This window comes from Streptomyces sp. NPDC001492 (assembly GCF_053597275.1).
Genome location: NZ_JBSFHW010000005.1, coordinates 262,073 through 284,853, shown reverse-complemented (window position 1 = coordinate 284,853; position 22,781 = coordinate 262,073). Strand labels below are relative to the sequence as shown.

General features: G+C 72.3%; 23 protein-coding genes and 1 pseudogene. 17 read left to right on the top strand and 7 right to left on the bottom strand.

The window, feature by feature from the left end; genetic code table 11:
* The first annotated feature begins 53 nt into the window (after positions 1-53).
* From ACWC1K_RS09040 to ACWC1K_RS09015, 6 genes are all read left to right on the top strand, one after another.
* Complete coding sequence (locus tag ACWC1K_RS09040; protein WP_450829686.1) at positions 54-929, top strand: universal stress protein; 876 nt, start codon at positions 54-56, stop codon at positions 927-929.
* The gene (locus tag ACWC1K_RS09035; protein WP_450829684.1) at positions 926-1,825 is read left to right on the top strand and encodes an HAD family hydrolase; all 900 of its coding nucleotides are present in this window, start codon (positions 926-928) and stop codon (positions 1,823-1,825) included. The genes ACWC1K_RS09040 and ACWC1K_RS09035 overlap by 4 nt, the downstream gene beginning before the upstream one ends.
* Positions 1,822-4,191: a glycoside hydrolase family 65 protein gene (locus ACWC1K_RS09030; RefSeq protein ID WP_450829682.1), complete on the top strand. Its 2,370-nt coding sequence runs from the start codon at positions 1,822-1,824 to the stop codon at positions 4,189-4,191. The genes ACWC1K_RS09035 and ACWC1K_RS09030 overlap by 4 nt, the downstream gene beginning before the upstream one ends.
* A 126-nt stretch (positions 4,192-4,317) precedes the next feature.
* On the top strand, positions 4,318-4,584 hold the full coding sequence (locus ACWC1K_RS09025; RefSeq protein WP_450829681.1) for an SHOCT domain-containing protein: 267 nt from the start codon (positions 4,318-4,320) through the stop codon (positions 4,582-4,584).
* A gap of 36 nt (positions 4,585-4,620) precedes the next feature.
* Entirely contained in the window at positions 4,621-5,610 is a 990-nt protein-coding gene (locus ACWC1K_RS09020) for an Acg family FMN-binding oxidoreductase (protein WP_450829679.1), read from the top strand.
* A 495-nt stretch (positions 5,611-6,105) separates the two neighbouring features.
* Positions 6,106-6,294, top strand: a complete 189-nt coding sequence (locus ACWC1K_RS09015) for a universal stress protein (RefSeq protein WP_450829678.1) — start codon at positions 6,106-6,108, stop codon at positions 6,292-6,294.
* Here ACWC1K_RS09015 and ACWC1K_RS09010 read toward each other — a convergent pair whose 3' ends face one another.
* Positions 6,295-6,996: a response regulator gene (locus tag ACWC1K_RS09010; protein WP_450829676.1), complete on the bottom strand. Its 702-nt coding sequence runs from the start codon at positions 6,994-6,996 to the stop codon at positions 6,295-6,297. It lies immediately after the preceding gene.
* Positions 6,997-7,224: 228 nt separating this feature from the next.
* On the opposite strand from ACWC1K_RS09010, the gene ACWC1K_RS09005 reads away from it, so the two are divergent.
* The gene (locus ACWC1K_RS09005; protein ID WP_450829675.1) at positions 7,225-7,812 is read left to right on the top strand and encodes an Rv1733c family protein; all 588 of its coding nucleotides are present in this window, start codon (positions 7,225-7,227) and stop codon (positions 7,810-7,812) included.
* Between the two features lie 48 nt (positions 7,813-7,860).
* On the opposite strand, the gene ACWC1K_RS09000 is transcribed toward ACWC1K_RS09005, so the two are convergent.
* Positions 7,861-8,520 (bottom strand): CBS domain-containing protein, encoded by a 660-nt coding sequence (locus ACWC1K_RS09000; protein WP_450829673.1) that lies wholly within the window; start codon positions 8,518-8,520, stop codon positions 7,861-7,863.
* 23 nt (positions 8,521-8,543) lie between these two features.
* Complete coding sequence (locus tag ACWC1K_RS08995) at positions 8,544-9,008, bottom strand: cyclic nucleotide-binding domain-containing protein (protein ID WP_450829671.1); 465 nt, start codon at positions 9,006-9,008, stop codon at positions 8,544-8,546.
* A 210-nt stretch (positions 9,009-9,218) separates the two neighbouring features.
* Between ACWC1K_RS08995 and ACWC1K_RS08990 the strand changes: the two genes are divergently transcribed.
* Positions 9,219-9,443 (top strand): hypothetical protein, encoded by a 225-nt coding sequence (locus ACWC1K_RS08990; RefSeq protein ID WP_450829669.1) that lies wholly within the window; start codon positions 9,219-9,221, stop codon positions 9,441-9,443.
* A 5-nt stretch (positions 9,444-9,448) separates the two neighbouring features.
* On the opposite strand, the gene ACWC1K_RS08985 is transcribed toward ACWC1K_RS08990, so the two are convergent.
* Positions 9,449-11,101, bottom strand: coding sequence for a SulP family inorganic anion transporter (locus ACWC1K_RS08985; RefSeq protein WP_450829850.1), 1,653 nt, complete (start codon positions 11,099-11,101; stop codon positions 9,449-9,451).
* Positions 11,102-11,366: 265 nt separating this feature from the next.
* On the opposite strand from ACWC1K_RS08985, the gene ACWC1K_RS08980 reads away from it, so the two are divergent.
* From ACWC1K_RS08980 to ACWC1K_RS08970, 3 genes are read left to right on the top strand one after another with little or no spacing between them, the layout of a single operon-like run.
* The gene (locus ACWC1K_RS08980; RefSeq protein ID WP_450829849.1) at positions 11,367-12,272 is read left to right on the top strand and encodes a universal stress protein; all 906 of its coding nucleotides are present in this window, start codon (positions 11,367-11,369) and stop codon (positions 12,270-12,272) included.
* Positions 12,273-12,302: 30 nt separating this feature from the next.
* Positions 12,303-13,325, top strand: coding sequence for an alcohol dehydrogenase AdhP (gene adhP, locus ACWC1K_RS08975; protein ID WP_450829668.1), 1,023 nt, complete (start codon positions 12,303-12,305; stop codon positions 13,323-13,325).
* 5 nt (positions 13,326-13,330) lie between these two features.
* Positions 13,331-14,203: a universal stress protein gene (locus ACWC1K_RS08970; RefSeq protein WP_450829667.1), complete on the top strand. Its 873-nt coding sequence runs from the start codon at positions 13,331-13,333 to the stop codon at positions 14,201-14,203.
* A gap of 14 nt (positions 14,204-14,217) precedes the next feature.
* Here ACWC1K_RS08970 and ppk2 read toward each other — a convergent pair whose 3' ends face one another.
* A complete protein-coding gene (gene ppk2, locus ACWC1K_RS08965; protein ID WP_450829665.1) occupies positions 14,218-15,021 on the bottom strand; it encodes a polyphosphate kinase 2 in 804 nt (267 codons plus the stop codon).
* Positions 15,022-15,071: 50 nt separating this feature from the next.
* On the opposite strand from ppk2, the gene ACWC1K_RS08960 reads away from it, so the two are divergent.
* From ACWC1K_RS08960 to ACWC1K_RS08945, 4 genes are all read left to right on the top strand, one after another.
* Positions 15,072-17,456 (top strand): phosphoketolase family protein, encoded by a 2,385-nt coding sequence (locus tag ACWC1K_RS08960; RefSeq protein WP_450829664.1) that lies wholly within the window; start codon positions 15,072-15,074, stop codon positions 17,454-17,456.
* A 219-nt stretch (positions 17,457-17,675) separates the two neighbouring features.
* Positions 17,676-18,140: a cyclic nucleotide-binding domain-containing protein gene (locus tag ACWC1K_RS08955; RefSeq protein ID WP_450829662.1), complete on the top strand. Its 465-nt coding sequence runs from the start codon at positions 17,676-17,678 to the stop codon at positions 18,138-18,140.
* 250 nt (positions 18,141-18,390) lie between these two features.
* A complete protein-coding gene (locus ACWC1K_RS08950; RefSeq protein WP_450829661.1) occupies positions 18,391-18,990 on the top strand; it encodes an Rv1733c family protein in 600 nt (199 codons plus the stop codon).
* Between the two features lie 319 nt (positions 18,991-19,309).
* Positions 19,310-19,444: a hypothetical protein gene (locus ACWC1K_RS08945; protein ID WP_450829660.1), complete on the top strand. Its 135-nt coding sequence runs from the start codon at positions 19,310-19,312 to the stop codon at positions 19,442-19,444.
* 104 nt (positions 19,445-19,548) lie between these two features.
* Here the strand turns inward: ACWC1K_RS08945 and ACWC1K_RS08940 are convergent, their stop codons facing one another.
* Positions 19,549-19,866: a hypothetical protein gene (locus ACWC1K_RS08940; RefSeq protein ID WP_450829658.1), complete on the bottom strand. Its 318-nt coding sequence runs from the start codon at positions 19,864-19,866 to the stop codon at positions 19,549-19,551.
* Between the two features lie 60 nt (positions 19,867-19,926).
* Between ACWC1K_RS08940 and ACWC1K_RS08935 the strand changes: the two genes are divergently transcribed.
* Positions 19,927-20,832 carry an NAD-dependent protein deacetylase gene (locus ACWC1K_RS08935; RefSeq protein ID WP_450829656.1) on the top strand — a complete coding sequence of 302 codons (906 nt, stop codon included), beginning with the start codon at positions 19,927-19,929 and terminating at the stop codon, positions 20,830-20,832.
* A 319-nt stretch (positions 20,833-21,151) separates the two neighbouring features.
* Here the strand turns inward: ACWC1K_RS08935 and ACWC1K_RS08930 are convergent, their stop codons facing one another.
* Positions 21,152-22,141 carry a GerMN domain-containing protein gene (locus ACWC1K_RS08930; protein ID WP_450829655.1) on the bottom strand — a complete coding sequence of 330 codons (990 nt, stop codon included), beginning with the start codon at positions 22,139-22,141 and terminating at the stop codon, positions 21,152-21,154.
* Positions 22,142-22,444: 303 nt separating this feature from the next.
* On the opposite strand from ACWC1K_RS08930, the pseudogene ACWC1K_RS08925 reads away from it, so the two are divergent.
* Positions 22,445-22,766 (top strand): annotated as a pseudogene (locus ACWC1K_RS08925) (IS5/IS1182 family transposase); the annotation flags it as partial.
* Between the last annotated feature and the right edge of the window lie 15 nt (positions 22,767-22,781).

The window sequence follows — 22,781 nt, the reverse complement described above, 5'->3', positions numbered from 1 at the left end:
AGTGGAGCTCCGCGCCGAGCTTCCGCACAGACCGACGAAAGGCGGTGGGGAAGATGGAGCTGCCCCTGGTCGTGGGCGTCGACGGATCCGACGGGAGCCTCGCCGCGGTCGACTGGGCCGTGGACGAAGCGGCCCGGCACGGGCTGCCGTTGCGTCTGGTGTACGCCTCGCTGTGGGAACGCTACGAGGGCACCGTGCCGTCCAACAGCCTGGAACGTCCGTCCGAGCAAGTGATGGCGGAACATATCGTCGCTTCCGCCGCGGAGCGTGCCGGGCGGCGTAACCCCGACGTGAAGGTCACCACCGAGGTGTACCCCGAGGATGCGGTCGCAGCGCTCCTGCACGAGGGCAACAACGCCTCCGTACTGGTGACCGGCTCGCGCGGGCGCGGTGAGCTGGCGGGCCTGCTGCTCGGCTCGGTGGGACTGGCCGTGGCCGCCCGCGCCCACGGCCCGGTGATCGTCGTCCGCGGCGACAAGGCCGGCCTCGCGGGCACCCATGAGCGGATCCTGCTCGGCGCGGGGGAGCCGGCGACCGGCGGCGCGGCCGTGCGGTTCGCCTTCCGCGAGGCCGAGGCGCGCGGATGCCCCCTCGACGTCGTGCGCACCTGGCGCTGCCCCGCACACGAGACCGCCGACGACCCCCGGCTGGCGGCGGACCCCGCGCACCGCCACGAGGAGCAGGCGGCCGCGCTGCTCGACGCCCTGCTCGCCGACGCGATCGCCGACCACCCGAGGGTCCTGGTGCGCCGCGTCACGGTCGAGGGGCCGGCCCGCAAGGTGCTGCTGCACCGCTCGGCCGCCGCGGACCTCGTGATCGTCGGAGCGCGGCGCCGCACCGGCCACGGCGGCCTCCAACTCGGCAGGGTGGCACACACGTTGCTGCACCACGCCAACTGCCCGGTGGCGGTCGTGCCCCAGCAGGTATGACCGTGCACCGGTCCCTCGGCGACCTCAACGAGGTCCGCGCCGGCTCGACAGCGCCCCACAGGGGTGCGGGTAACGGCGCGACCAGCCACGACGACGCCGCGGACGACCGACGGCACAGGGCCCCGCGACGGAGCCGCACATCGCCGCACCCCGCGGAGCGCCCCGCACCGGTGCTGCGCGACGTGCGCGCCGTCGTCTTCGACACCGACGGCGTCATCACCGACTCGGCGCGGGTGCACGCCGCCGCCTGGAAGACGGCCTTCGACGCCTTCCTGCGCGCCCACCCGCCCCGGGATCCGGCGCTGCGCCGCCCCTTCGACGTGCGCGAGGACTACCTGCGCCACGTGGACGGCAAGTCCCGGCTCGACGGCGCCGCGGCCTTCCTCCGCGCACGCGGCGTCGACCCGTCGGAGGAGACCGTGCGTGCCGTCGCCGCGGACAAGGAGCGCCTGTTCACCGAGCGGCTGCGCGCCCACGGCGTCGACGCGTACCCGGGAACGGTACGGCTGGTGCAGGCCCTCCGCCGCGCCGGGATACCCCGGGCCGCGGCCTCCGCGTCCCGCCACGCCGGTGAGCTGCTCGACCGGGCGGGGGTGCTCGATCTCTTCGACGTGCTCGTGGACGGCGGCGAGGCGGCCCGGCTGGGGCTGCCCGGCAAACCACGGCCGGACCTCTTCCTCGAAGCGGCCCGCCGGCTCGGCGTTCCCGCAGCACGCGCCGCCGTCGTGGAGGACGCCCTGGCGGGCGTGGAGGCGGGCCGCCGGGGCGGGTTCGCCCTGGTGATCGGTGTGGACCGCACGGACGGCCCGGACACCGAGCAGCGGCTGCTGCAGCACGGCGCCGACATCGTCGTGTCCGACCTCGCCGAACTGGTCGTACAAGGAGAGCCGAAGTGACGGGCTGGACCTGGGAGTACGAGGGCTACGAGCCGGCCGACGCACGCCTGAGGGAGGCGCTGTGCACGCTGGGCAACGGCTACTTCGCCACCCGTGGAGCGCTGCCCGAATGCGCCGCCGACGAAGTGCACTACCCGGGCACGTATGTGGCGGGCTGCTACAACCGGCTCATCTCCGACGTGGCGGGCCGCCAGGTCGAGAACGAGGACATGGTCAACCTGCCGAACTGGCTGCCGCTGCGCTTCCGCCTCCCCGGCGGGCGGTGGCTCACCCCTGACAGCGCGACCGTGCTCGACCATCGGGAGACCCTGCACCTGTCCTCCGGGCTGTTGGAGCGCCGGACGACGTACGACCTCGGCGAGGACCGGTCACTGACGGTGCGTCAGCAGAGGTTGGTGCACATGGCCGACCCCCATCTGGCCACCCTGCGCACCGAGTTCACCGCCCAAGGACGGGTCGGCCGCCTCGACGTGGAGGCGGCCCTCGACGGCGGCGTCACCAACAGCGGCGTGCCCCGCTACCGGGACCTCGACGGCCACCACCTCACCCATGTCCACACGGGAACCGCCGCCCCCGACACCGTGTGGCTGCGCTGCCGTACCCGCACGTCGGACATCCGCATCGGCATGGCGGCCCGCCTCACCGCCGACACACCCGCCACGATCAGCCACGAAATGCCGCGCGCCATCCAGCGGTTGACCCTGGACCTGGCCACCGGCCACACCGCCGTCGTCGACAAGACGGTCGCTCTGCACACCTCGCGCGACCCGGCGATCAGCGACCCGCTGTTCGCCGCCGTCGACCGGGTGAGCCGGGCGCCCGGCTTCGACGAACTCCTCGAATCGCACCTGACGGTATGGGACCAGCTCTGGCGCCGCGCCGACCTGGAGGTCGACGGGGACGCGGGTCGCATCCTGCGGCTGCACCTCTTCCACGTCCTGCAGACGCTCTCTCCGCACACCGCCGATCTCGACGTCGGCGTACCCGCCCGCGGACTGCACGGTGAGGCCTACCGCGGACACGTCTTCTGGGACGAACTGTTCGTCCTGCCCTACCTCAACCTGCACTTCCCCGAGGTCTCCCGCGCCCTGCTCCGCTACCGCCACCGCCGCCTCGAACAGGCCTGCACCGCCGCGCGGTCGGTGGGTCGCCGGGGTGCGCTGTACCCCTGGCAGAGCGGGAGCGACGGACGCGAGGAGACGCAGCAGTTGCACCTCAACCCCCGCTCGGGACGCTGGCTGCCCGACCACTCCCGGCTCCAGCACCATGTCGGCTCGGCCATCGCGTACAACGTGTGGCAGTACTGCGAGGCCAGCGGGGACGCCGAGTTCCGCACCACCAAGGGCGCCGAGATGCTGCTGCAGATCGCCCGGTTCTGGGCCGACTCGGCCGTCTACGACGAGAGGCTCGGACGGCACCGCATCAAGGGCGTGGTCGGCCCCGACGAGTACCACGACGCCTACCCCGGCGCCTCGCAGCCCGGCCTCGACGACAACGCCTACACGAACGTCACGGCCGCCTGGGTGCTCGCGCGCACGCTCGAACTGATGCAGTCACTGCCCGAGCCGCGGCGGCGCGAACTCGTCGAACGCACCGGGCTCGACGGTGGCGAACTCGAACAGTGGGAGGACGTCTCCCGCACCCTTCACGTGCCCTTCCACGACGGTGTCATCAGCCAGTTCGAGGGCTACGGCGACCTCGCCGAACTCGACTGGGACGGCTACCGCGAGCGCTACGGCGACATCCGGCGCCTCGACCGGATCCTGGAGGCGGAGGGCGACACCGTCAACCGCTACCGGGCCTCCAAGCAGGCCGACGTCCTGATGCTCGGCTACCTCTTCGCACCGGCCGAACTGCGGGGCCTGTTCCGCCGGCTGGGCCTGCGGCTCGACGAGGACATGTGGCGGCGCACCGTCGACCACTACCTGCAGCGCACCAGCCACGGCTCCACGCTCAGCGGGCTGGTCCACGGCTGGGTCCTGGCCCGGGCCCGGCGGGCGGAGGCGTGGAAGTTCTGCCTGGAAGCCCTCCGCGGCGACGTCGCCGACGTCCAGGGCGGCACCACCGGTGAGGGGATCCACCTGGGCGCCATGGCGGGCACCCTCGACCTCGTCCAGCGCGGACTGACCGGCCTGGAGACGCGGGGCGGCGCGCTGTGGCTCGATCCGGTGCCGCTGCCCGAGCTGTCCTCGTACGGGTTCGCGCTGCGCTACCACGAGCACTGGGGCGTACGGCTGAGGCTGGAGCGCGGGCTGCTGGAGATCGCGGTGCCGTCGTCCGACGGCACGCCCATCGACGTCCGGCTGCCGGACCGGGCGGTCTGCCTGCAGCCGGGGGAGACGGCCCGGCTGCTGCTCGGGGACTGAGGGCGAACGGGGCCCGGGCTTGGGCCGGATGGTCCCGGGTCGTCACCGGGCGGCCCATACCCGCTGGTCGTGCGGGGTGGGAGGGTGGCCGTGAGAAGCAGTCCGAGACAACGGAAGCGGTCCGCGATGTACTGGAACGGTCACGACATGAACGGGTGGGGCTGGTTCGCGATGTCGATCGGCACGGTCCTGCTGTGGGCCCTGCTCATCACCGTGGCCGTGCTGCTCTACCGCACCCTGAACCAGGTCCCGGAGCCCCCGCGCACCTCGACCGCCGCCTCGCCCGAGCGACTGCTTGCCGAACGCTTCGCCCGGGGCGAGATCGACGAGGAGCAGTACCGCCGAGGCCTGGCCGTGCTGCGTGGCGACGGCCCCACCCTCGCCAAACACTGACCGAACTGCCCCGCCCGTCCCAGGGAGGCGCGCCCCATGCCGGCCCAACCCCTCGACACGACGAACATCACGGCCCTGGTGGCCGCCGCCACGGCCGCGCCCTCCCTGCACAACGCGCAGCCGTGGCGATTCCGCCACCACACCGGAGTCGGCACGGTCGAACTGCGTGCCGACTTCGAGCGCGCCATGCCGCACACCGACCCGGACAACCGCGGCTTGCACATCGGCTGCGGCGCGGCGCTGTTCAACCTCCGTGTCGCCGCGGCCGACGGCGGCCTGCACGTCGATGTGCGTCTGCTGCCCGATCCCGCCGACCGGGAGCTGCTCGCCGTCGTGCATCTCAACGACAGCGACCGGCCCGACCCTGACCTGGCGACGCTGTTCCCGGCGATCGCCCGTCGGCACACCAGCCGCCATCCGTTCCAGGACAAGCCGATCCCGGCCGCAGTCCGGGACGCCCTGCGCGAGGCCGCCCTCAGGGAGGGCGCCCAGCTGGTCTTCCCCGAGGCCTGGCACGTGGAGTCGCTGCTGGAACACGTCCGCGACGTCGAGGGGCGCGACAGCCTGCACCCCGAGCGTCTCGAGGACGTGCAGCGGTGGACCCGCATCGGGGCGGAGAGTGCCGGCACGGCCGTGGACGGCATTCCCGAGGGGGCCTTCGGGCCGCGCAAGCAGGGCGGTCGCGCTCCGGTCCGTGACTTCGCCGGCCGTCGCGCCGTGCCCGGCCGTCCGGCGGCTGTCTTCGAGACCACGCCGCACCTGGCACTGCTGGGCACGCACAATGACCACCCCGACGACTGGCTGCGCGCGGGACAGGCGCTCGAGCGGGTCCTCCTGCTGGCCACGCTCGACGGCCTGGCCACCTCCCTCACCTCGCACGCACTGGAGCAGGCGGACCTGCGGGAGCTGGCCCGCGATCCACGCTCGGCCATGGGCTTCGTCCACATGGTGCTGCGCCTCGGCTACGGGCCCGCGGGGACGGGGACGCCCCGCCGTCCCGTGCACGAGGTACTGGAGATCGGCTGAGGGTCCGTACGGGCCCCCGCGAGGGGCCGGTCGGTGCGCCCCCGGGGCCTGTCGGCCCAGTGCGGCCGAGGCCCGGGGCACCATGAACGGTCCGGTCGTGGTGGGAGTGGACGGTTCGCCGTCGGGCCTGGCGGCCGTGGAAGCCGCGGCGCGGGCCTGGAGCCGGCGCACGCCCTGACCTGGTCCCAGGAGCTGGTCCCTGGGATCCGGACGGCGGCGGGCTGCGGGACCGGGTGAACGAGGCGCCGGCCGATGCCGAGTGGCGGGCTCGCCGGGGGGCGCCCGACCTGGCGATCACGCGTGAAGTCCTGGTCGGCGAGCCGGTGACGTGCTCGGGTCGGCCTCGCGCACGGCACGCGCGGCCGCCTGCACGGCTCGGTCGTCTGACGGCCCGTGCGGGCTGCCCGGTGCTGGTGGTGTGCGGCAGGCAGAGCCGGACCGGTCCCGTCGTCCTGGCGCAGGACGAGCCACCAGAGGGCCGCGAAGCCGCCGAGCTTGCCTTCGCCGAGGCCTCGGAGCCGCCCGCACCGCTCCCTGGTCGAGGCGAGCGTCGGCGCGCAACTCGTCGTGGCCGGCGTACGACGGCGCAACGGCCGCGCGGCCGCGCTGACCGGCCCCGACGGCCGGGCGATCCTGCGGCACGCGCACTGCCCCGTCGCCCTGGTCCCGTACGGCAAGGTGTGATCAGTGCGCGGAGCGGTCGCCCGTCTCCGGCTGGTCCAGGTGCGTGGCCAGGACCGCGGCCTGCACACGGCGTTGCACGCCCAGTTTGGCCAGCAGCCGGGAGATGTGGTTCTTGACGGTCTTCTCCGACAGATAGAGCTGCTTGCCGATCTCACGGTTGGTGAGTCCGTCCCCGATCAGCGCGAGGATCTCCCGCTCGCGCGGCGACAGGCCCGCCAACTCGGGTGCCACCGAGGGTGTTTCGGCGGGTTCGGTGCGCAGGGAGCGCATGAGCCGGGCGGTGGTGGCCGGGTCCAGCATGGACTGGCCGGAGGCGACGGTGCGGACCGCCGAGATCAGGTCGGAGCCCTTGATCTGCTTGAGGACATAGCCGGACGCGCCGGCCATGATGGCGTCGAGGAGCGCGTCCTCGTCGTCGAACGAGGTGAGCATCAGCACGGCGAGTTCGGGCATGCGGCTGCGCAGGTCCCGGCAGACGGAGATGCCGTCGCCGTCGGGCAGTCGGACGTCCAGGACGGCGACATGGGGGCGCACGGCGGGTGCGCGGACGAGGGCGTGCTCGACGTTCTCGGCATCGCCGACGACGCTGATGTCGGGTTCGCCGTCCAGCAGGTCTGCCAGTCCGCGTCGGACGACCTCGTGGTCGTCGAGCAGGAAGACGCGGATCGGGTCCTGCGCCGTGAAGGTACGTGCCTCGGTCATGTCGACCCCTTGTTCCCCGGAGGTATGACGCACGGGCTGCGGGCCGCACGTCACGACGATCATCACCCGCGGGGACCGGGCGCACTAGGGCCGACCGGCCCCACTCGCCGCCACGCCACCCGATCCGCCGCACCGTGCAAAGGGCCTGCTGCCCCTCCCGAAGACGGTGATCTGGTGAGACCTTTTAGGTGTGCCCGTCCTTATTGCGCCCGTAAGGGGGTGTGACCGATGCGAAAGGTCAGACGCGCGAAGGTCCTGGGGTGGCGCTGGCGGAGCAACCCGCTGCGGAGGCGCAGCGATGTGGTGGAGGCGTGGATCGTGCTGGCCGCCTGGACGGCCGCGACGGCCGGAGCGGTTGCCGCCGGGATGGTCGGGGCGCAGGCCGCGCAGCGCGTGGTGAACGAGGACCGGGCGGACCGTCGGCCGGTGTCGGCGGTGGTTGTGAAGACCGTGGCCGGAAGCGGGCGGGACGTCGTCACCGGTGTGCGGTACGACCGGGTGCTGGCGACGGTGCACTGGAGCGACGGTAAGGGAACGGTCCGTACGGGCACGGTGGACGTGAAGCCCACGGCGAAGCGGGGCAGTGAGGTGCGGGCCTGGACGGACGGACGCGGCCGCCTGGTGTCGGCGCCCGTGAATGCCGAGGAGGCGGCGACACGTGTCGTGCTGGCCGGCACCGGAGTCGGGCTGGCGACGGGGCTGATGGTTCTCGGCGGCGGGCGGCTGGTGCGGCTGCGCGTGCAGCGGCGGGCCACCGAGCGGTGGGGAGCCGAATGGGAGCGGGTCGGACGGGAGTGGGGGCACAGGACAGGCTGAGACCGAAGCGACCGGCCGACCACCGGGACACCGGGATGGTGACGTCGATCAGCTTGCCGGCCGGTCCAGTCCGTCGAGCGCGAACTCCACGTCCACGACCCCCTCGACCGCCCGGACCAGGCGCGCGGCCACCGGCACCAGGGAGGTGTCGCGGACCCGGCCGGTGAGCGTCACGACCCCGTCGCGGACCTCGACCCGCACCTTCGAGAGCGGCGTGGTGAACAGATACGAGACGATCTCCCGCCGCACCTCCTCGGCGATCTCCTCGTCGTCCCGCAGGAACACCTTGAGCAGGTCCGCACGGCTGACGACGCCCTCAAGACGCCCACCGTCGTCGACCACCGGCAGACGCTTGACCCGGGCCCGGGCCATCTCCCGCGCGGCCTGCGCGAGCGTGGCGTCCGGCCGGACGGTGAGGGCGGGCGAGGTCATCAGCTCGCCGGCGGTGACCGAGCCCGCCTTCGCGAGGTCCGACAGCCGCCGCAGCTGCGTGTACCGGTCGGGGTCGCTGTCGCGGAACTCCTCCTTGGGCAGGAGATCGGCCTCGGAGACGACCCCCACGACCCGGTTCCCGCCGTCCACCACGGGTACCGCACTGACCTTCCGGTCCTGCATGGTCCGCACGATGTCCTTGAAGGCTGCCTCGCGGCCGACCGCGGCGACGGTACGGGTCATCACATCACTCACGATGTGCGGGAATGCGTGCACGACGCCTCCTTGATCGTTCGGGTTCAGCGGAGCGTCCCGCTGCCGTAGGGGGCGTACAGGTCGAGCAGCCGCACCCGGGCCGCCTGCAGCCGGTCGGCCACGACCTCGCCCACCCAGCGGGCGACGGTCCGTCCGAACGCGGGATCCTCCTGGCAGATCGTCCGCACGGTCGCGGCGTCGAACTCGTACGCCCGCAGCGGCGAAGCCGCCTGGGCGCCGAGGTGCCAGATGTACGGGGCGAACAACCAGGACCAACCGACCAGTTCGTTGTGCCCGAGCGACTCGATGACGGCGGCCCGGCGGCCGGGCACGCGCATGTCGAGATCGATCGTGCCGGTGCGGATGATCCAGAACCGGTCGGCGTGACCGCCCTCCTCGAAGAGCCGAGTGCCCTCGGGGAACGACACCTCCCGGGCGATCCGCATCAGCCTCTGCCGGTGCTCGGCAGGCAGCGCCCGCGGCATGCTCGTGGTGACGGGAGCGTTCATGGCGTGCCTCCACTCAGGCGTACGGACTACCACTCCCAGCGTGGGCGCGCGGCCCGGACCGGACCAGGGGCCACCCGGCCCCACGATCGGGCCGACCGGCGGTGCGTCCCACCCCACTGGCACCCTGTGCCATGCGCCCGTCCGCAGTTCGATGGTGATGAGAGAGCCAACCGACAGTGCAGAACGACAGAGCGGAAAGGGGGGAACACCATGGGTACGAGCCTGACTCCGGAATTCTGGCGGCAGTTCGCCGTTCTCCTCGTGATCGCCATGGCCGTCACCTTCGTGCTCAGCGCGGCACTCGACGCGCTGGTCCTGCGGGCGCAGCAGCGCCGTGCCGCCCGGCGGCCGTCGGGCCCAGGGACGTCCGTGACAACCGGGATGACCGGGACGACGACGCGCCGGCCTGTCGTGCGCACGCCCGTGAAGAACTGACCGGCCTAACTCTCGCGGCACCAGGTCCGATACGCGGCCACGGCGGTCGGCAGGGTGGGGAAGATCAGGTCCCTGCCCACTGTCTCGGCCAGCCCGTACGCCTCCAGGTCGTCCAGCAGGTCCTGCTTGACCCGTGCGAGGGCGAACACGATCCCACGGCGGACGAGTTCGCGGCGCACCTCGTCGACCGCGTCGAGGGCGGTGATGTCCACCTCCACGTTCGCCTCGGTGTTGAGGACGAACCAGCGGACCGGGGTGGTCTGTTCGTCCACCGCGGCCAGCGCCCGGCGGTGGAAGTCCTGTGCGTTGGCGAAGAAGAGCGGGGAGTCGTAGCGGTAGACGAGCAGGCCCGGGATGGTGCGGGCCTGCGGGTAGTCGTCCACGTCGTGCATGCCGGCCACACCCGGTACCAGCCCCTCGACGGCGTCGTGCGGGCGCGCCACCCGGCTCAGCAGCTCCGCCACGGACAGACCGACGGCGACGATCACGCCGTAGAGGATGTCCAGGGTCAGCACCCCGGCCAGGCAGCCCAGCGCCAGCAGCAGTTCGCGCCGCCTGAAGGAGGCCAGCCGGCGAAAGCCCACGAGATCGATCATGCGGACGGCGGCGTACACCACGATCGCGCCCAGCACGGCCGACGGCGTGTGGGTCAGCAGCGGGCTGAGGAACAGCAGCACGGCGACCACCACCAGGCCCGCCACCAGCGAGTACGCCTGACTCCGCGCCCCCGTCGAGGAGGCGAGCGCGGTGCGGCTGGCGCTGCTGCTCACCGGGAAGCCGTGCAGACAGGCGGCCCCGAGATTGGCCGCACCGAGGGCCAGGAACTCCTGGTTGGCATCCAGCTCCGAGCCGGCGTCGTCGGGAGCGGTGAAGCCGCGGGCGGTGAGAATGAAGTCGGTGTACGCGACCAGGAGGACACCGAGGGCGGGCAGCACCAGGTGCGGCACTTCCGTCAGGTCCGGCAGGGCCACGTCGGGCAGGCCCGCCGGTACCGCGCCGATCACCTTGATGCCGTGCCGGCCGTCCAGATCGAAGGCGGCCACGGACGCGGTGCCCAGCACCAGGACCAGCAGCGGTCCGGGCGCCAGGGGGAGCCACCGCCGGACCGCGAACAGGAGCGCGAGCGTGACGGCAGAGAACACCAGCGTGGCCGGGTGGGCCTGCCCCAGGTGCCGCAGGAAGGACCACAGCTGCGGGAAGAACGTCGAACCCGTCGTCGGTACGCCGGTCAGCTTGGTCAGCTGGTCCACGACCATGATCAGGGCCACACCCGCCAGATAGCCGATCAGGACGGGACGGGACAGCAGGTCGGCGACGAAGCCCAGGCGCAGCAGCCGCGCGGCCAGACAGAGCAGGCCGACCGTGGCCGCGAGCGCGGTGGCCAGTGTGGCGTAGCGGCCCGGGTCGGAACCGGCGAGCGGAGCCACCACGGTGGCCGTCATCAACGCGGCCGTCGTCTCGGGGCCCACCGACAGCAGCCGTGAGGTGCCCAGGAGGGCGTACAGCGCGAGCGAGGGCAGGATCGCCCACAGTCCCGTGACCGGCGGCAGTCCGGCCACGCTTGCGTACGCCATCACCTGCGGCACGAGATAGGCGGCCACCGTCACCCCGGCCAGCAGGTCGCCGCGCAGCCACGCCCGCCGGTAACCGAGCAGCATGACCAGCCCCGGCAGCACCCGCCGCCAGGCCCCCGGGTGATCGGGGAGGCCGCCGACACCGGGCACTGCCCGCCACCCTGCGGATCTTCGCACCATGGCCCGCCTTTCGCCGTCCGGCCCCAGGATCCAACCACCGCGCGCACCGCCGCAGCGCTCTCGCCACGATGGGGCCGGTCGGCCCCCGCTCAGGACCAGCGGCCCCTGCCCCGCACCCCCTCCCGGAGCCGACGCTGGGAACGGATCAAACCGGGAGGTGGAGATCATGATGCCCCGTACCGTCACCGTGGGCCTGGACGGGTCGCCCGAGAGCCGCGCCGCGGCCGAATGGGCCGCGCGCGAGGCGGCTCTGCGCGGCCTGCCGCTGAAGCTGGTGCACGTCTGGGAGGCCGTACCCGACCCGATCGCGCAGGCACCGCTGCTCGGAGCCGAGACGCTCCAGCACTGGACCGAGCGCGTTCCTCGCGAGGCCGCCGAAGGACTGCGGCTGCGTCACCCCGGCATCGAGGTGATCACCGAGCACCTCAGCGGACGGCCCGCCGAGATTCTGGCCGGCCAGGCCAAGGAGGCCGAAGTGTTCGTCATGGGTTCCCGCGGCCTGAGCGGGATCGGCGGCTTCCTGATCGGCTCGGTCGGCTACGAGGTCGTCGCGCACGCCGACCGACCGGTGGTCCTGGTCCGCGCCGGGGAACAGGCCGCGGACGAGCACCAGCCGGATCCGGCGGGCATCCCGTCCGCCGCGACCCCCTACCGGCCCGTGCTGCTCGGCCTGGACACCGATTCCCCGGACGAGACACTGATCGAGTTCGCTCTCGACGAGGCCGTCCGCCGGTCCACCTCCCTGCGGGTCGTCCACGGCTGGAACCCGTCGCCGTACATCTCCTACGGCGTCCCCGCGGACTACGAACTCCACCGGTCGCTGGCCCGCCAGCACGCCGACGCCCTGACGGAAGCCATGCGCCCGTGGCGGCAGAAGTTCCCGGACCTCTCCATCACGGAGGAGTCCCGCTACGGCAGCCCCGCGAGCCTCCTGGTCGACGCCTCCGGCGATGCCTCCCTGGTCGTCGTCGGCCGGCGGCACCGCCAGGGCCGGTTCGGTCCGCACATCGGCCCGATCACGCACGCGGCCCTGCACCACGCCACCGCCCCCGTCGCCGTCGTCGCCCACGACTGACGCACCCCCTCAGACAGGAGCTCAACCACCATGAAGGCAGCAGTCGTACAAGCCTTCGGCGCCCCTCTGGTCATCGAGGACCGGCCCGATCCCGAGCCGGGGCCCGGCCAGGTCCGCATCCGTGTCGAGGCCTCGGGGCTGTGCCACACCGACATCCATGCCGCCCACGGCGACTGGCCCGTCAAGCCCGAACCGCCGTTCGTGCCCGGCCACGAAGGTGTGGGCCTCGTCGAGAAGCTCGGCGACGGCGTCAGCCATCTGAGCGTGGGGGACAGGGTCGCCGTGCCGTGGCTGGGGAAGGCCTGCGGGCGGTGCGAGCACTGCCTGTCCGGCTGGGAGACGCTGTGCGAGCAGCAGATCAACACCGGGTACGGCTGCGACGGCGCATACGCGGAGAAGATGCTGGCCTGGGCCGACTTCGCGCAACCAGTGCCCGAGGGCGTCGGCGCCGTCGAGGCCGCCCCGCTGACCTGTGCCGGCGTCACCACGTACAAGGCGCTCAAGGTCGCAGGCGTCCGGCCGGCCCAGCTCGTCGCGATCTCCGGCATCGGCGGCCTCGGCCATCTGGCCGTGCAGTACGCGAAGATCGCCGGAGCCACCGTCGCGGCCGTCGACGTCACCGACGAGAAGCTCGAACTGGCCGCGGAACTCGGCGCCGACCTCGTCATCGACGCCCGCAAGCAGGACGTCGGCGAGGTGCTGAGGCAGCACGGCGGCGCCCACGCGGCGATCGCCCTGGCCGTGAACGAGGCCGCGTTCACCGCCGTGAACTCCGGGTTGCGGCGCGGCGGGAAGCTGGTGATGGTGGCACTGCCGGCGCACGGCACCATCCAGGTCCCGATCTTCGACACCGTCCTGAACGGCACCTCGGTGATCGGCTCGATCGTGGGCACCCGTCAGGACCTCGCCGAGGTCTTTCGACTGCATGCGGCGGGGCGCACCAGGGTCATCCACGAGACCCGTCCGCTCACCGCGGTCAACGAAGCCATCGACGAGGTGCTGCGCGGCCAGGTCAAGGCCCGCATCGTCTTCGACCTCGGCACGGAAAGGTGAAAACGATGGAACTCCCTCTGGTCGTGGGCGTGGACGGCTCCGAACCGAGCCTGCGTGCCGTCGACTGGGCCGCCGACGAGGCCGTGCTGCGCGGGGTGGAGCTGCGGGTCGTGTACGCCTCGCTGTGGGAGCGCTACGAGGGCAGCGCCCTCGCCACGGACCTCGGGAAGCCGTCCGAGGCGGTGCTCGCCCAGGACGTCGTCGACCACGCGGCCCGGCGGGCGCACGAGCGCCATCCGGACCTGAAGGTGGCACCGGTGGCGCTGGCGGAGGAGCCCGAGTACGCCTTGGTGCACGAGGGGCGTCAGGCCTCCGCGCTGGTGGTGGGCAGCCGCGGCCGCAGCGGCATCGCGGAGTTCCTGCTCGGCTCCGTCAGCCTGTCCGTGGCGGCGCACGCCGACTGCCCGGTGATCGTGCTGCGCGGCAGCCACGACAATCAGGCGGTACCGGGCACCCACCAACGTGTCCTTCTGGGCGTCGGCGAGGACGGCGCCGAGTCCTCGGCCGTGCGCTTCGCCGTCGACGAGGCGCGCCGCCGCGGGGCGCGTCTGGAGGCCGTACGCGCCTGGCGGTGCCCCGCGCACGAGAGCACCGACCACCCGCTGATGGCCGGGGAACCCGCCCGGCTGCACGAGGAGCGGGCCGTTGCGGCGCTGGAGGGGGCGCTGCGCGACGTACCGGCGGACGCCGACGTGCACCGCCGCACCGTCGAGGGCCACGCCCGCAGGGTCCTGGCGGACCTCTCGTACGACGCCGACCTGCTGGTGGTGGGTGCCAAGCGACGCGAGGGACGCTTCGGGCTTCAGCTCGGCCGCGTCGCCCACGCGGTACTGCACCACTCCGCCTGCCCGGTCGCCGTCGTACCGCAGCGGGCGTGAGCGCCGTGACCGGATTACAGGGTCGCCGCGTGATCGGGGACGTACGTCTGCAGGTCACGCGGCGAGCGCTGGTAGCCGGTCGACTTCGGCCGGTCCGGCAGCTCCAGCACAGGCGGCGGCACGTCGTGATACGGCAGGGAATCCAGCAGATGGGCGATCATGTTCAGCCGTGCCCGGCGCTTGTCGTCGCTCTCCACGACGAACCACGGTGCCTCGGTGATGTCGGTGTGCACCATCATCTCGTCCTTGGCCCGGGAGTACGCCTCCCAGCGGGTGATCGACTCCAGGTCCATCGGCGAGAGCTTCCAGCGCCGCAGCGGGTCCTCCATACGGCTGCGGAAGCGCGCCTGCTGCTCGGTGTCGCTCACCGAGAACCAGTACTTGCGCAGCAGGATCCCGGCCTCCACCAGCATCCGCTCGAAGATCGGGCACTGCCGCAGGAAGAGCTGGTACTCCTCCTTGGTGCAGAAGCCCATCACATGCTCGACCCCGGCCCGGTTGTACCAGGACCGGTCGAACAACACGATCTCCCCGGCGGCCGGCAGATGCTCGATGTACCGCTGGAAGTACCACTGGGTGCGTTCGCGTTCGGTCGGCTTCGGGAGGGCCGCGATCCGGGCGACACGGGGGTTGAGGTGCTCGGTGACCCGCTTGATGGTGCCGCCCTTGCCGGCCGCGTCCCGCCCCTCGAAGACGATGACGAGGCGGGAGCCCTCCGCACGCACCCACTCCTGCAGCTTCACCAACTCCGTCTGCAGGCGCAGCAGTTCCTTCTCATACGCCTTGAGCGGCACCTTCGCCGCCTTCTTGCCGGCCATGCCGCCTCCACCGCCCCGTTTGACCACGCCGATGACTTCCGGAGTGCCCGATGACCAAGGTCGAACACCAGACCAGCAGCACCGTACTGACCGACGACGAACTGCGCACCCTGGACGCGCACTGGCGTGCCGCCAACTACCTGTCCGCCGGACAGATCTACCTCATGGCCAACCCGCTGCTGCGTGAACCGTTGCTCCCGGAGCACATCAAGCCGCGGCTGCTCGGCCACTGGGGCACCTCGCCCGGTCTGAATCTCGTCTACACCCACCTCAACCGCGTCATCAAGGCCCGCGGCATCGACGCCCTGGCCATCTGGGGCCCGGGCCACGGCGGACCGTCCGTACTGGCCAACTCCTGGCTGGAGGGCAGCTACAGCGAGACGTATCCGGACGTCGGCCGGGACGGGGCCGGCATGGAGCGTCTGTTCCGCCAGTTCTCCTTCCCCGGCGGTGTGCCGAGCCATGTGGCGCCCGAGACGCCCGGCTCCATCCACGAGGGCGGTGAACTGGGCTACTCGCTCTCGCACGCCTACGGGGCGGCCCTGGACAACCCGAACCTGCTGGTCACCTGTGTGATCGGCGACGGCGAGGCGGAGACCGGACCGCTGGCCGCCTCCTGGCACTCCAACAAGTTCCTCGACCCGGTCCACGACGGAGCCGTGCTGCCGATCCTCCACCTCAACGGCTACAAGATCGCCAACCCGACGGTGCTGTCCCGCCTGCCCGAGCACGAGCTCGACGAGCTGCTGCGCGGCTACGGCCATTCACCGATCCACGTCAGCGGCGACGACCCGGCCGCCGTGCACCGCGCCATGGCGCAGGCGATGGACGACGCGCTGGACCGCATCGCCGCGCTCCAGCACTCCGCCCGCGAGAACGGCGTGACGGAGCGCTCGCACTGGCCGGTCATCGTGCTGCGCACCCCCAAGGGCTGGACAGGCCCTGCGGAGGTCGACGGAGTGCCGGTCGAGGGCACCTGGCGCGCCCACCAGGTTCCGCTGGCCGGCGTGCGCGAGAACCCGGAACACCTGCGGCAGCTGGAGGCGTGGCTGCGCTCCTACCACCCGGAGGAGCTGTTCGACTCCGACGGCCGGCCGGTCGCCGACGTCCTCGCCTGCGTCCCCGAGGGGACCAGGCGTCCGGGCGCCACCCCCCACGCCAACGGCGGCCTGCTCCTGCGCGACCTGCCCGTCCCGTCCCTCGACCGGTTCGCCGTGCCCGTCGACAAGCCGGGAACGACCCTCCACGAGCCCACCCGCGTCCTCGGCGACCTCCTGGAAAAGGTCATGGAGGACACCTCGGCCCGCCGCGACTTCCGGGTCGTGGGCCCCGACGAGACCGCCTCCAACCGGCTGCAGGCCGTCTTCGACGCCAGCGGAAAGGCCTGGCAGGCCCAGCACCTGCCGGTCGACGAACACCTCGACCGGCACGGCCGTGTGATGGAGATCCTCTCCGAACACACCTGCCAGGGCTGGCTGGAGGGCTATCTGCTCACCGGCAGGCACGGCCTGTTCTCCTGCTACGAGGCCTTCGTGCACATCGTCGACTCGATGGTCAACCAGCACATCAAGTGGCTCAAGACCTCCAGGCAGCTGCCGTGGCGCGCACCGATCGCCTCCCTCAACTACCTGCTGACCTCGCACGTGTGGCGCCAGGACCACAACGGCTTCTCCCACCAGGACCCCGGCTTCGTCGACCACGTCCTCAACAAGAGCCCCGAGGTCGTACGGGTCTACCTGCCGCCGGACGCCAACACGCTGCTGTCCGTCGCGGACCACGCACTGCACAGCCGCGACTACGTCAACGTGATCGTGGCCGGCAAGCAGCCCTGCTTCGACTGGCTGTCCATGGACCAGGCCCGCGCCCACTGCGCCCGCGGAGCCGGCATCTGGGAGTGGGCGGGCACCGAGAACGGAGGCGAGCCGGACGTCGTCCTCGCCTGCGCGGGGGACGTCCCCACCCAGGAGGTGCTCGCCGCCGCCCAGCTGCTGCGCCGACACCTGCCCGGTCTCGCCGTCCGCGTGGTCAACGTCGTCGACATGGCCCGCCTGATGCCCCGCGAGGAGCACCCGCACGGCATGAGCGACTTCGAGTACGACGGCCTGTTCACCAAGGACAAGCCGGTGATCTTCGCCTACCACGGCTACCCGTGGCTGATCCACCGCCTCGCCTACCGGCGCACCGGCCACCAGAACCTGCACGTGCGCGGCTACAAGGAGTCCGGCACCACGACCACGCCGTTCGACATGGTCGTCCGCAACGACCTGGACCGCTACCGGCTGGTCATGGACGTCATCGACCGCGTGCCCGGGCTGGCGGTGCGCGCCGCGGCCGTACGCCAGCGCATGGAGGACGCGCGTCTGCGCCACCACGACTGGATCCGCCTCCACGGCACCGACCTGCCGGAGGTCGCGGAGTGGACCTGGGGCGGCTGAGCGGGGCCGCGCGTGTTCGGTTCTGTGGCGGTGGCCGTGGCGGCCCGGACCGTGACCGAGGGCACGAGGTGAACGCCGATCCGCCGGACGTGGCCCGGTGGGCTCCGCGACGGGGACCGATCGGCCCATGTGTTCGCGGCCTCTATGACCGAGCCTGAAGGCAGGCGACGTCCTCCGTGACGTCCGCCGCGTCGGCCCGGCGCACGAGGAGGCGCAGCCATGACCACCGCGACCACACCCCGATCGACCAGGAAACTCCCCGCCGAATACCGGGGCAGGCTCATGAGCATGGCGCACGACGTGAGCTACCCGTCGGACGCTCAGCTGTTCAACGAAGGCGGACGGGCCGACCACTTCTGGATCATCGAGTCGGGCACCGTCGCCCTCGACATGCGGGTGCCCGGACGCCGTGCGGCCGTGATCGAGACCCTGGGGGCAGGTGAACTCCTCGGCTGGTCCTGGCTCTACCCACCCCACGCGTGGCGGTTCGGCGCCAGGACGGTGGGCCCGGTACGCGCCTTCGAGTTCGACGCCGACGCCGTCCGGAGCATGTGCGAGGCCGATCCCCAGATGGGGCGGTCGATCGCGCTGTGGGTCGGCGAAGCCGTGGTCCGCAGGCTGAAGGCGGCGCGCACCCGGCTGCTCGACCTGTATGCGCCTTACGGCAGTGGAGCACGGGGATGAGGCCGCTTCCCGTCGCGGGCAGCGCGCACCGGGGCCCGGGTACGGTGGTGTCCGAGACGGGCGTGATGCCCATGGAGCGGTCCCGGAGGACGACGGCTCCCGATCCGCCCGAGCCGGTCCCGCTGCAGGTGCGCGGCGGAGTCGTGACGCCGATGCGGCGGGGACCGAGCGGGCCTGCCCGCCGGTCATACGGCCTGACTGGCCCGGTCGGCCCCGGCGGGTGCACCGGCAGACAAAGGGGTGTCCAGCCATGGCGCGGACGCGGCTCACGCGGGTGAGGAAGGTGCGGTTCTGGCGGTGGAGGCACAATCCACTGCGCCGGCGCAGCGACTCCGTGGAGGCCTGGATCATCCTCGCCACCTGGATCGTCGCCCTGGTGGGCGGCCTGCTCGCGGGCTCGGCGGCGGACGGCGCCATGCAGGACAGCCTTGCCGCACGACGCGCGACCGTGCACGCCGTACCGGCCGAGCTCACCGAGAACGCGGACAGGACCGAGACCGCGTCGACGGACGGTGGTGGCGGCGACACGGTGTGGGGCAAGGTCCGCTGGACCACCGCCGACGGATCCACCCACACGGGCCTGACTCGGGTCGACCCCAGCAGCACCGCGGGCACCTCGGTCACCGTGTGGATCGACAGCCGGGGCGAATTGGCGGGCCGGCCTCCCACCGAGGGGGCAGCACGTGTGCAGTCGGCGCTGACGGGTCTGCTGGGCGCGGCGGGTGCCGGCGGTGTGGCCCTGGGCTGCGGACGGGTGGCACGGCTCCGGCTGGACCGGTGGCGGATACGCGCCTGGGAGGCCGAGTGGGAGCGTGTCGGTCCCCAGTGGCGTAAGAAGATGAGCGGATGACAGGACGGCAGGCGCGCGAGGCGCGTGCGGAGCACAGGGCTGGTCGGCGTAGGACGGCTGGAGCTGCCGCCTGACGATCGTGCGGTCGGCGCCGGCGATGCCCTTGGCGTACAGGTGCGAGAGGTCGTACGCCCAGTCGTACTGGAGTGGGTAGTAGCAGCCCGGCTTGATCTGCCTGCGGTACTCGCCGGTGCTCACCGGGCTGCTGAACACGGGGATGGTTGCACAAGCGGCCCGACGGGCGATTCACCGCGCGTTCGTGACCGTGCAGGACGGGGCGTAACTTGCGGGCGTCCGACGGCGGTTGAGGTTGGCTGGCGTGAAGAAAGCCAACCACGTCGTCGAGGGCCCTGGCGGCCTTGCCTGCTCCGCCCGCCTGCCGCTGTCGAGCGCCACCTTGCACCAGCTCGCGGTCCTGATACGCGGTCGCCTGAAGAAGATCGGCTCACGGTGACGGGCATGCCCGCGGGAAGGAACGCCGCCATCGTGCTCGCCGTACTGCGCTGTGACCAGCGGCCGGGCCATCTGGCAGGCGGCAACGGGATACACCCACCACCGTCACCCGGTGGGTCTGCGAAGCCGTCGACCTGCCGGCACCCCGCGCCCCGGGTGCGCTTCGCTCCGGTGAGCCGGCTCGGCCGACGTGGCGGCGGTGGAGTGCAGTTGGGCCATGCAGGAGGGCACGACTCTGGGGACGACTCCGGCGGCCTGGACCTGGCGGGTCGCCGACCGGTCGGTGACGTCGACGACGATGCACCGGGAGGCGGCGTCGTAGTAGGAGCCGGCGGCGCGGTCGCCGAGCCGGCCGATACGGACGGAAGCCCGTTCGCGGATCCGGGGTACGCCGTCGTCACCGCGGAGCCCCGACGCCGCCACCGATCGGCCGGCGCGCCTTGGGCGCGTGGCATCGGCCGCCGGGTTTCGTACCCTGGCGCCATGCGCATGCGCCCCACCCTGAGCTGGACCCCCACCGAGAACCCGCCGCCGAGCACGACGGACCTGCGGTCGGTCGTCGACGCGCTGGCGGCCGGGCGCGTACTGGTGCTCAGCGGCGCGGGCATCTCCACCGAGTCGGGCATCCCCGACTACCGAGGTGAGGGCGGCAGCCTGAGCCGGCACACCCCGATGCTCTACCAGGACTTCACCGACAGCGCGCACGCGCGGCGGCGGTACTGGGCACGCAGTCACCTCGGCTGGCGGGCCTTCGGCCGGGCGCGGCCGAACGCCGGGCACCGGGCGGTGGCCGCGTTCGGGCGGCAGGGGCTGCTCTCCGGGGTGATCACCCAGAACGTTGACGGGCTGCACCAGGCCGCCGGCAGTGAGGGCGTTGTCGAACTCCACGGCAGCCTCGACCGGGTGGTCTGTCTCGGCTGCGGCGTCCTCATCGCGCGCAGGGAACTCGCCCGACGACTGGAGGAGGCCAATCCCGCTTTCGCGCCGGTCGCCGCCGGTATGAACCCCGATGGTGACGCCGACCTCACCGACGACCAGGTGGGGGACTTCCAGGTCGTGCCCTGCACAGTCTGTGGCGGGATCCTCAAGCCGGACGTGGTGTTCTTCGGCGAGGCAGTGTCGCGCCACCGGGTCGAACAGTGCCGCGACCTCGTCCACGCGGCCGACTCAGTGCTCGTCCTCGGATCCTCGCTGACGGTGATGTCCGGACTGCGGTTCGTCCGCCAGGCCGCGCAGGCAGGGAAACCGGTGCTCATCATCAACCGGGACGTGACCCGGGGCGACCGGCACGCCGTCACCCGGGTCGACCTTCCGCTCGGAGCGGCCCTCACCACGGTGGCGGGCCGTCTGGGCGTTCCCGTCGACGACGAGGCGGCGCTCGGGACCTGAGGTCGCGCCGCCGACAACCAGGTCCCCCGCTTCGTCGGGTGCGTCGCGGTGCCGGGCCCTGGCTCGGTGGGTGCTGTTGCAGGTGATACGGGCCGGCGATGCCCGTTGCGCGAGTGGACTGCGGGGCGCCGGCCCGAGTTCCGTCGCGATGTCGTTGCCGTGGCGGGTCCCGCCACGGCAACTTCCCCGGGTTGCTCCTGTTCCCACCGCGGTTCGGGCCCGGCGGGCGCGGCGTGGGCCGGAATGGCCCGGAGCGCTGTCCGTCCGGCCGTAAGGGATCGCTGTGCGGCCTCCTCGCGCTGTCCCGGGACGGCCGGCGTCAGCGGTTCACGGTCAGTGGCACGGTGTCGACGGTGACGGGCTTGCCGTCCTTGGCCGACAGGTAGTACGCGGTGAGCAGGCCGGGTCCGGTGCGGGCAGCCTTGCAGGGGAAGGTCACGTCGAAGGTGCCGCGGGTGCCGGTGCCGGAGGTGGCCTTGACACGCACGTCGGCTGCGGTGCGCCCCGTCGTGTCGGTGACCTTCAGACGGAACACGGCCTCGAACGTGTTGGCGCTGCCCCAGACCCGTAGCGGGGTGTGCACGGTGTCGCCGATCAGCGGGGCCTCCATCAGGACGGCCGGGGCCAGGTCCTCGAAGTCGGCCCGTCCCACGGGCCTGTTGAGGACGATGCCCTCGCCGCCGAAGTGCTTCACCGGCTTGCCGTCGAGCTCGAAGCGGACCGAGTGGATGGACGAGAAGCGGGTCACGGTGAACACGACCTGGGCGAGGCGTGCCTGCATGGACAGGCTGCCGCCGCCGTCGTCGTACCGGCCGGAAAGGTCCACGGTCGCCACGTGGTTGCGGACCACGACGGAGTGCAGTGTGGTGCCGGACGGGATGGCCGTGGTGCGCCCGTGGCTGCCTTCGTAGCGGTTGGGGCCGGCCAGCAGGGCGCGGACGGCTCCGGTGGCGGTGGACGGAGCGGTCACGGTGCGCGGGGCGGGCGAGACATGTTCGCCGTGCAGGAAGTACACCGCCGTGCGGATGTGCTTCGCGGTGGTGCCGGTGCCGCCACTTGTCGAGGGCGCGGGGTGTGTCGTGCCCGGGGCGGTGGATGTCGATGGCGTGGAGGGCGCGGGTGTTCCGGAGGTACTCCCCGAAGATGTCGTACCAGCCGGGGGCCGGGAGGATTCGGCGATCCCGCCCGGCGTACTCGAGCCGCCGCTCGTGCCGCATGCGGCGAGTGTGAGCAAGGGGAGCGTCAACACCGCGGTGAGTGCTCTGCGGTGGCATGGGCCGGTGTGGGCGCTCAGGGCCTCGTTGTTCATGGCAGCCTCCTGAGACACTTTCATTCAAGCCTTGTCACGGCCGGGCCTCCAGGGCTGATCGGCACCTGTCACCTGGCCGAACAGCATGCACCCAGGGGCCGTTCGGCCCTGCGCCGGCGACGATGCGGGTTGACGGGCCGTCAGGTGGCCGCGGCGGTGCCGGCAATGCCTGGCCCGGGGCGCTGCTGGTGTGCCGGAACCACGAGCGGGTGCACACCCGCACCGGCGCGCCGCGACGCGCCGGCATCAGCCCGCAGCCGGCATGACGGCCGCGACGGCGCATGCCCCCATCGCCGTCGATGGTCCAACACCAAAGCGACCGGCGCCGAGGAGGTCGACGGGCGCTCACCGGTCGACCTCGGCAAGCACGGCCTGAAGACGCGGGTATGACGGATGGTTACGGAATCTCGCTCGGCAGCGTTCTGGCCGGAGCGAACCGCCACGACTCGCCGCTGCTCGCGCTGACGCAGGACTTGTTGGACGGCCCGGAGCCACTGCCGAGGACATCCTGGTGCACGCCGGCTACGGCTGGGACAGGACCCGCGCCGAACTCGCCGCCCGCGATCTGCACGGCAGCACCGCGGACAAGGGTGAGAAGCCGCCGATCCGGGCCAGCCGGGGATGGCCCCGCACGACCGCC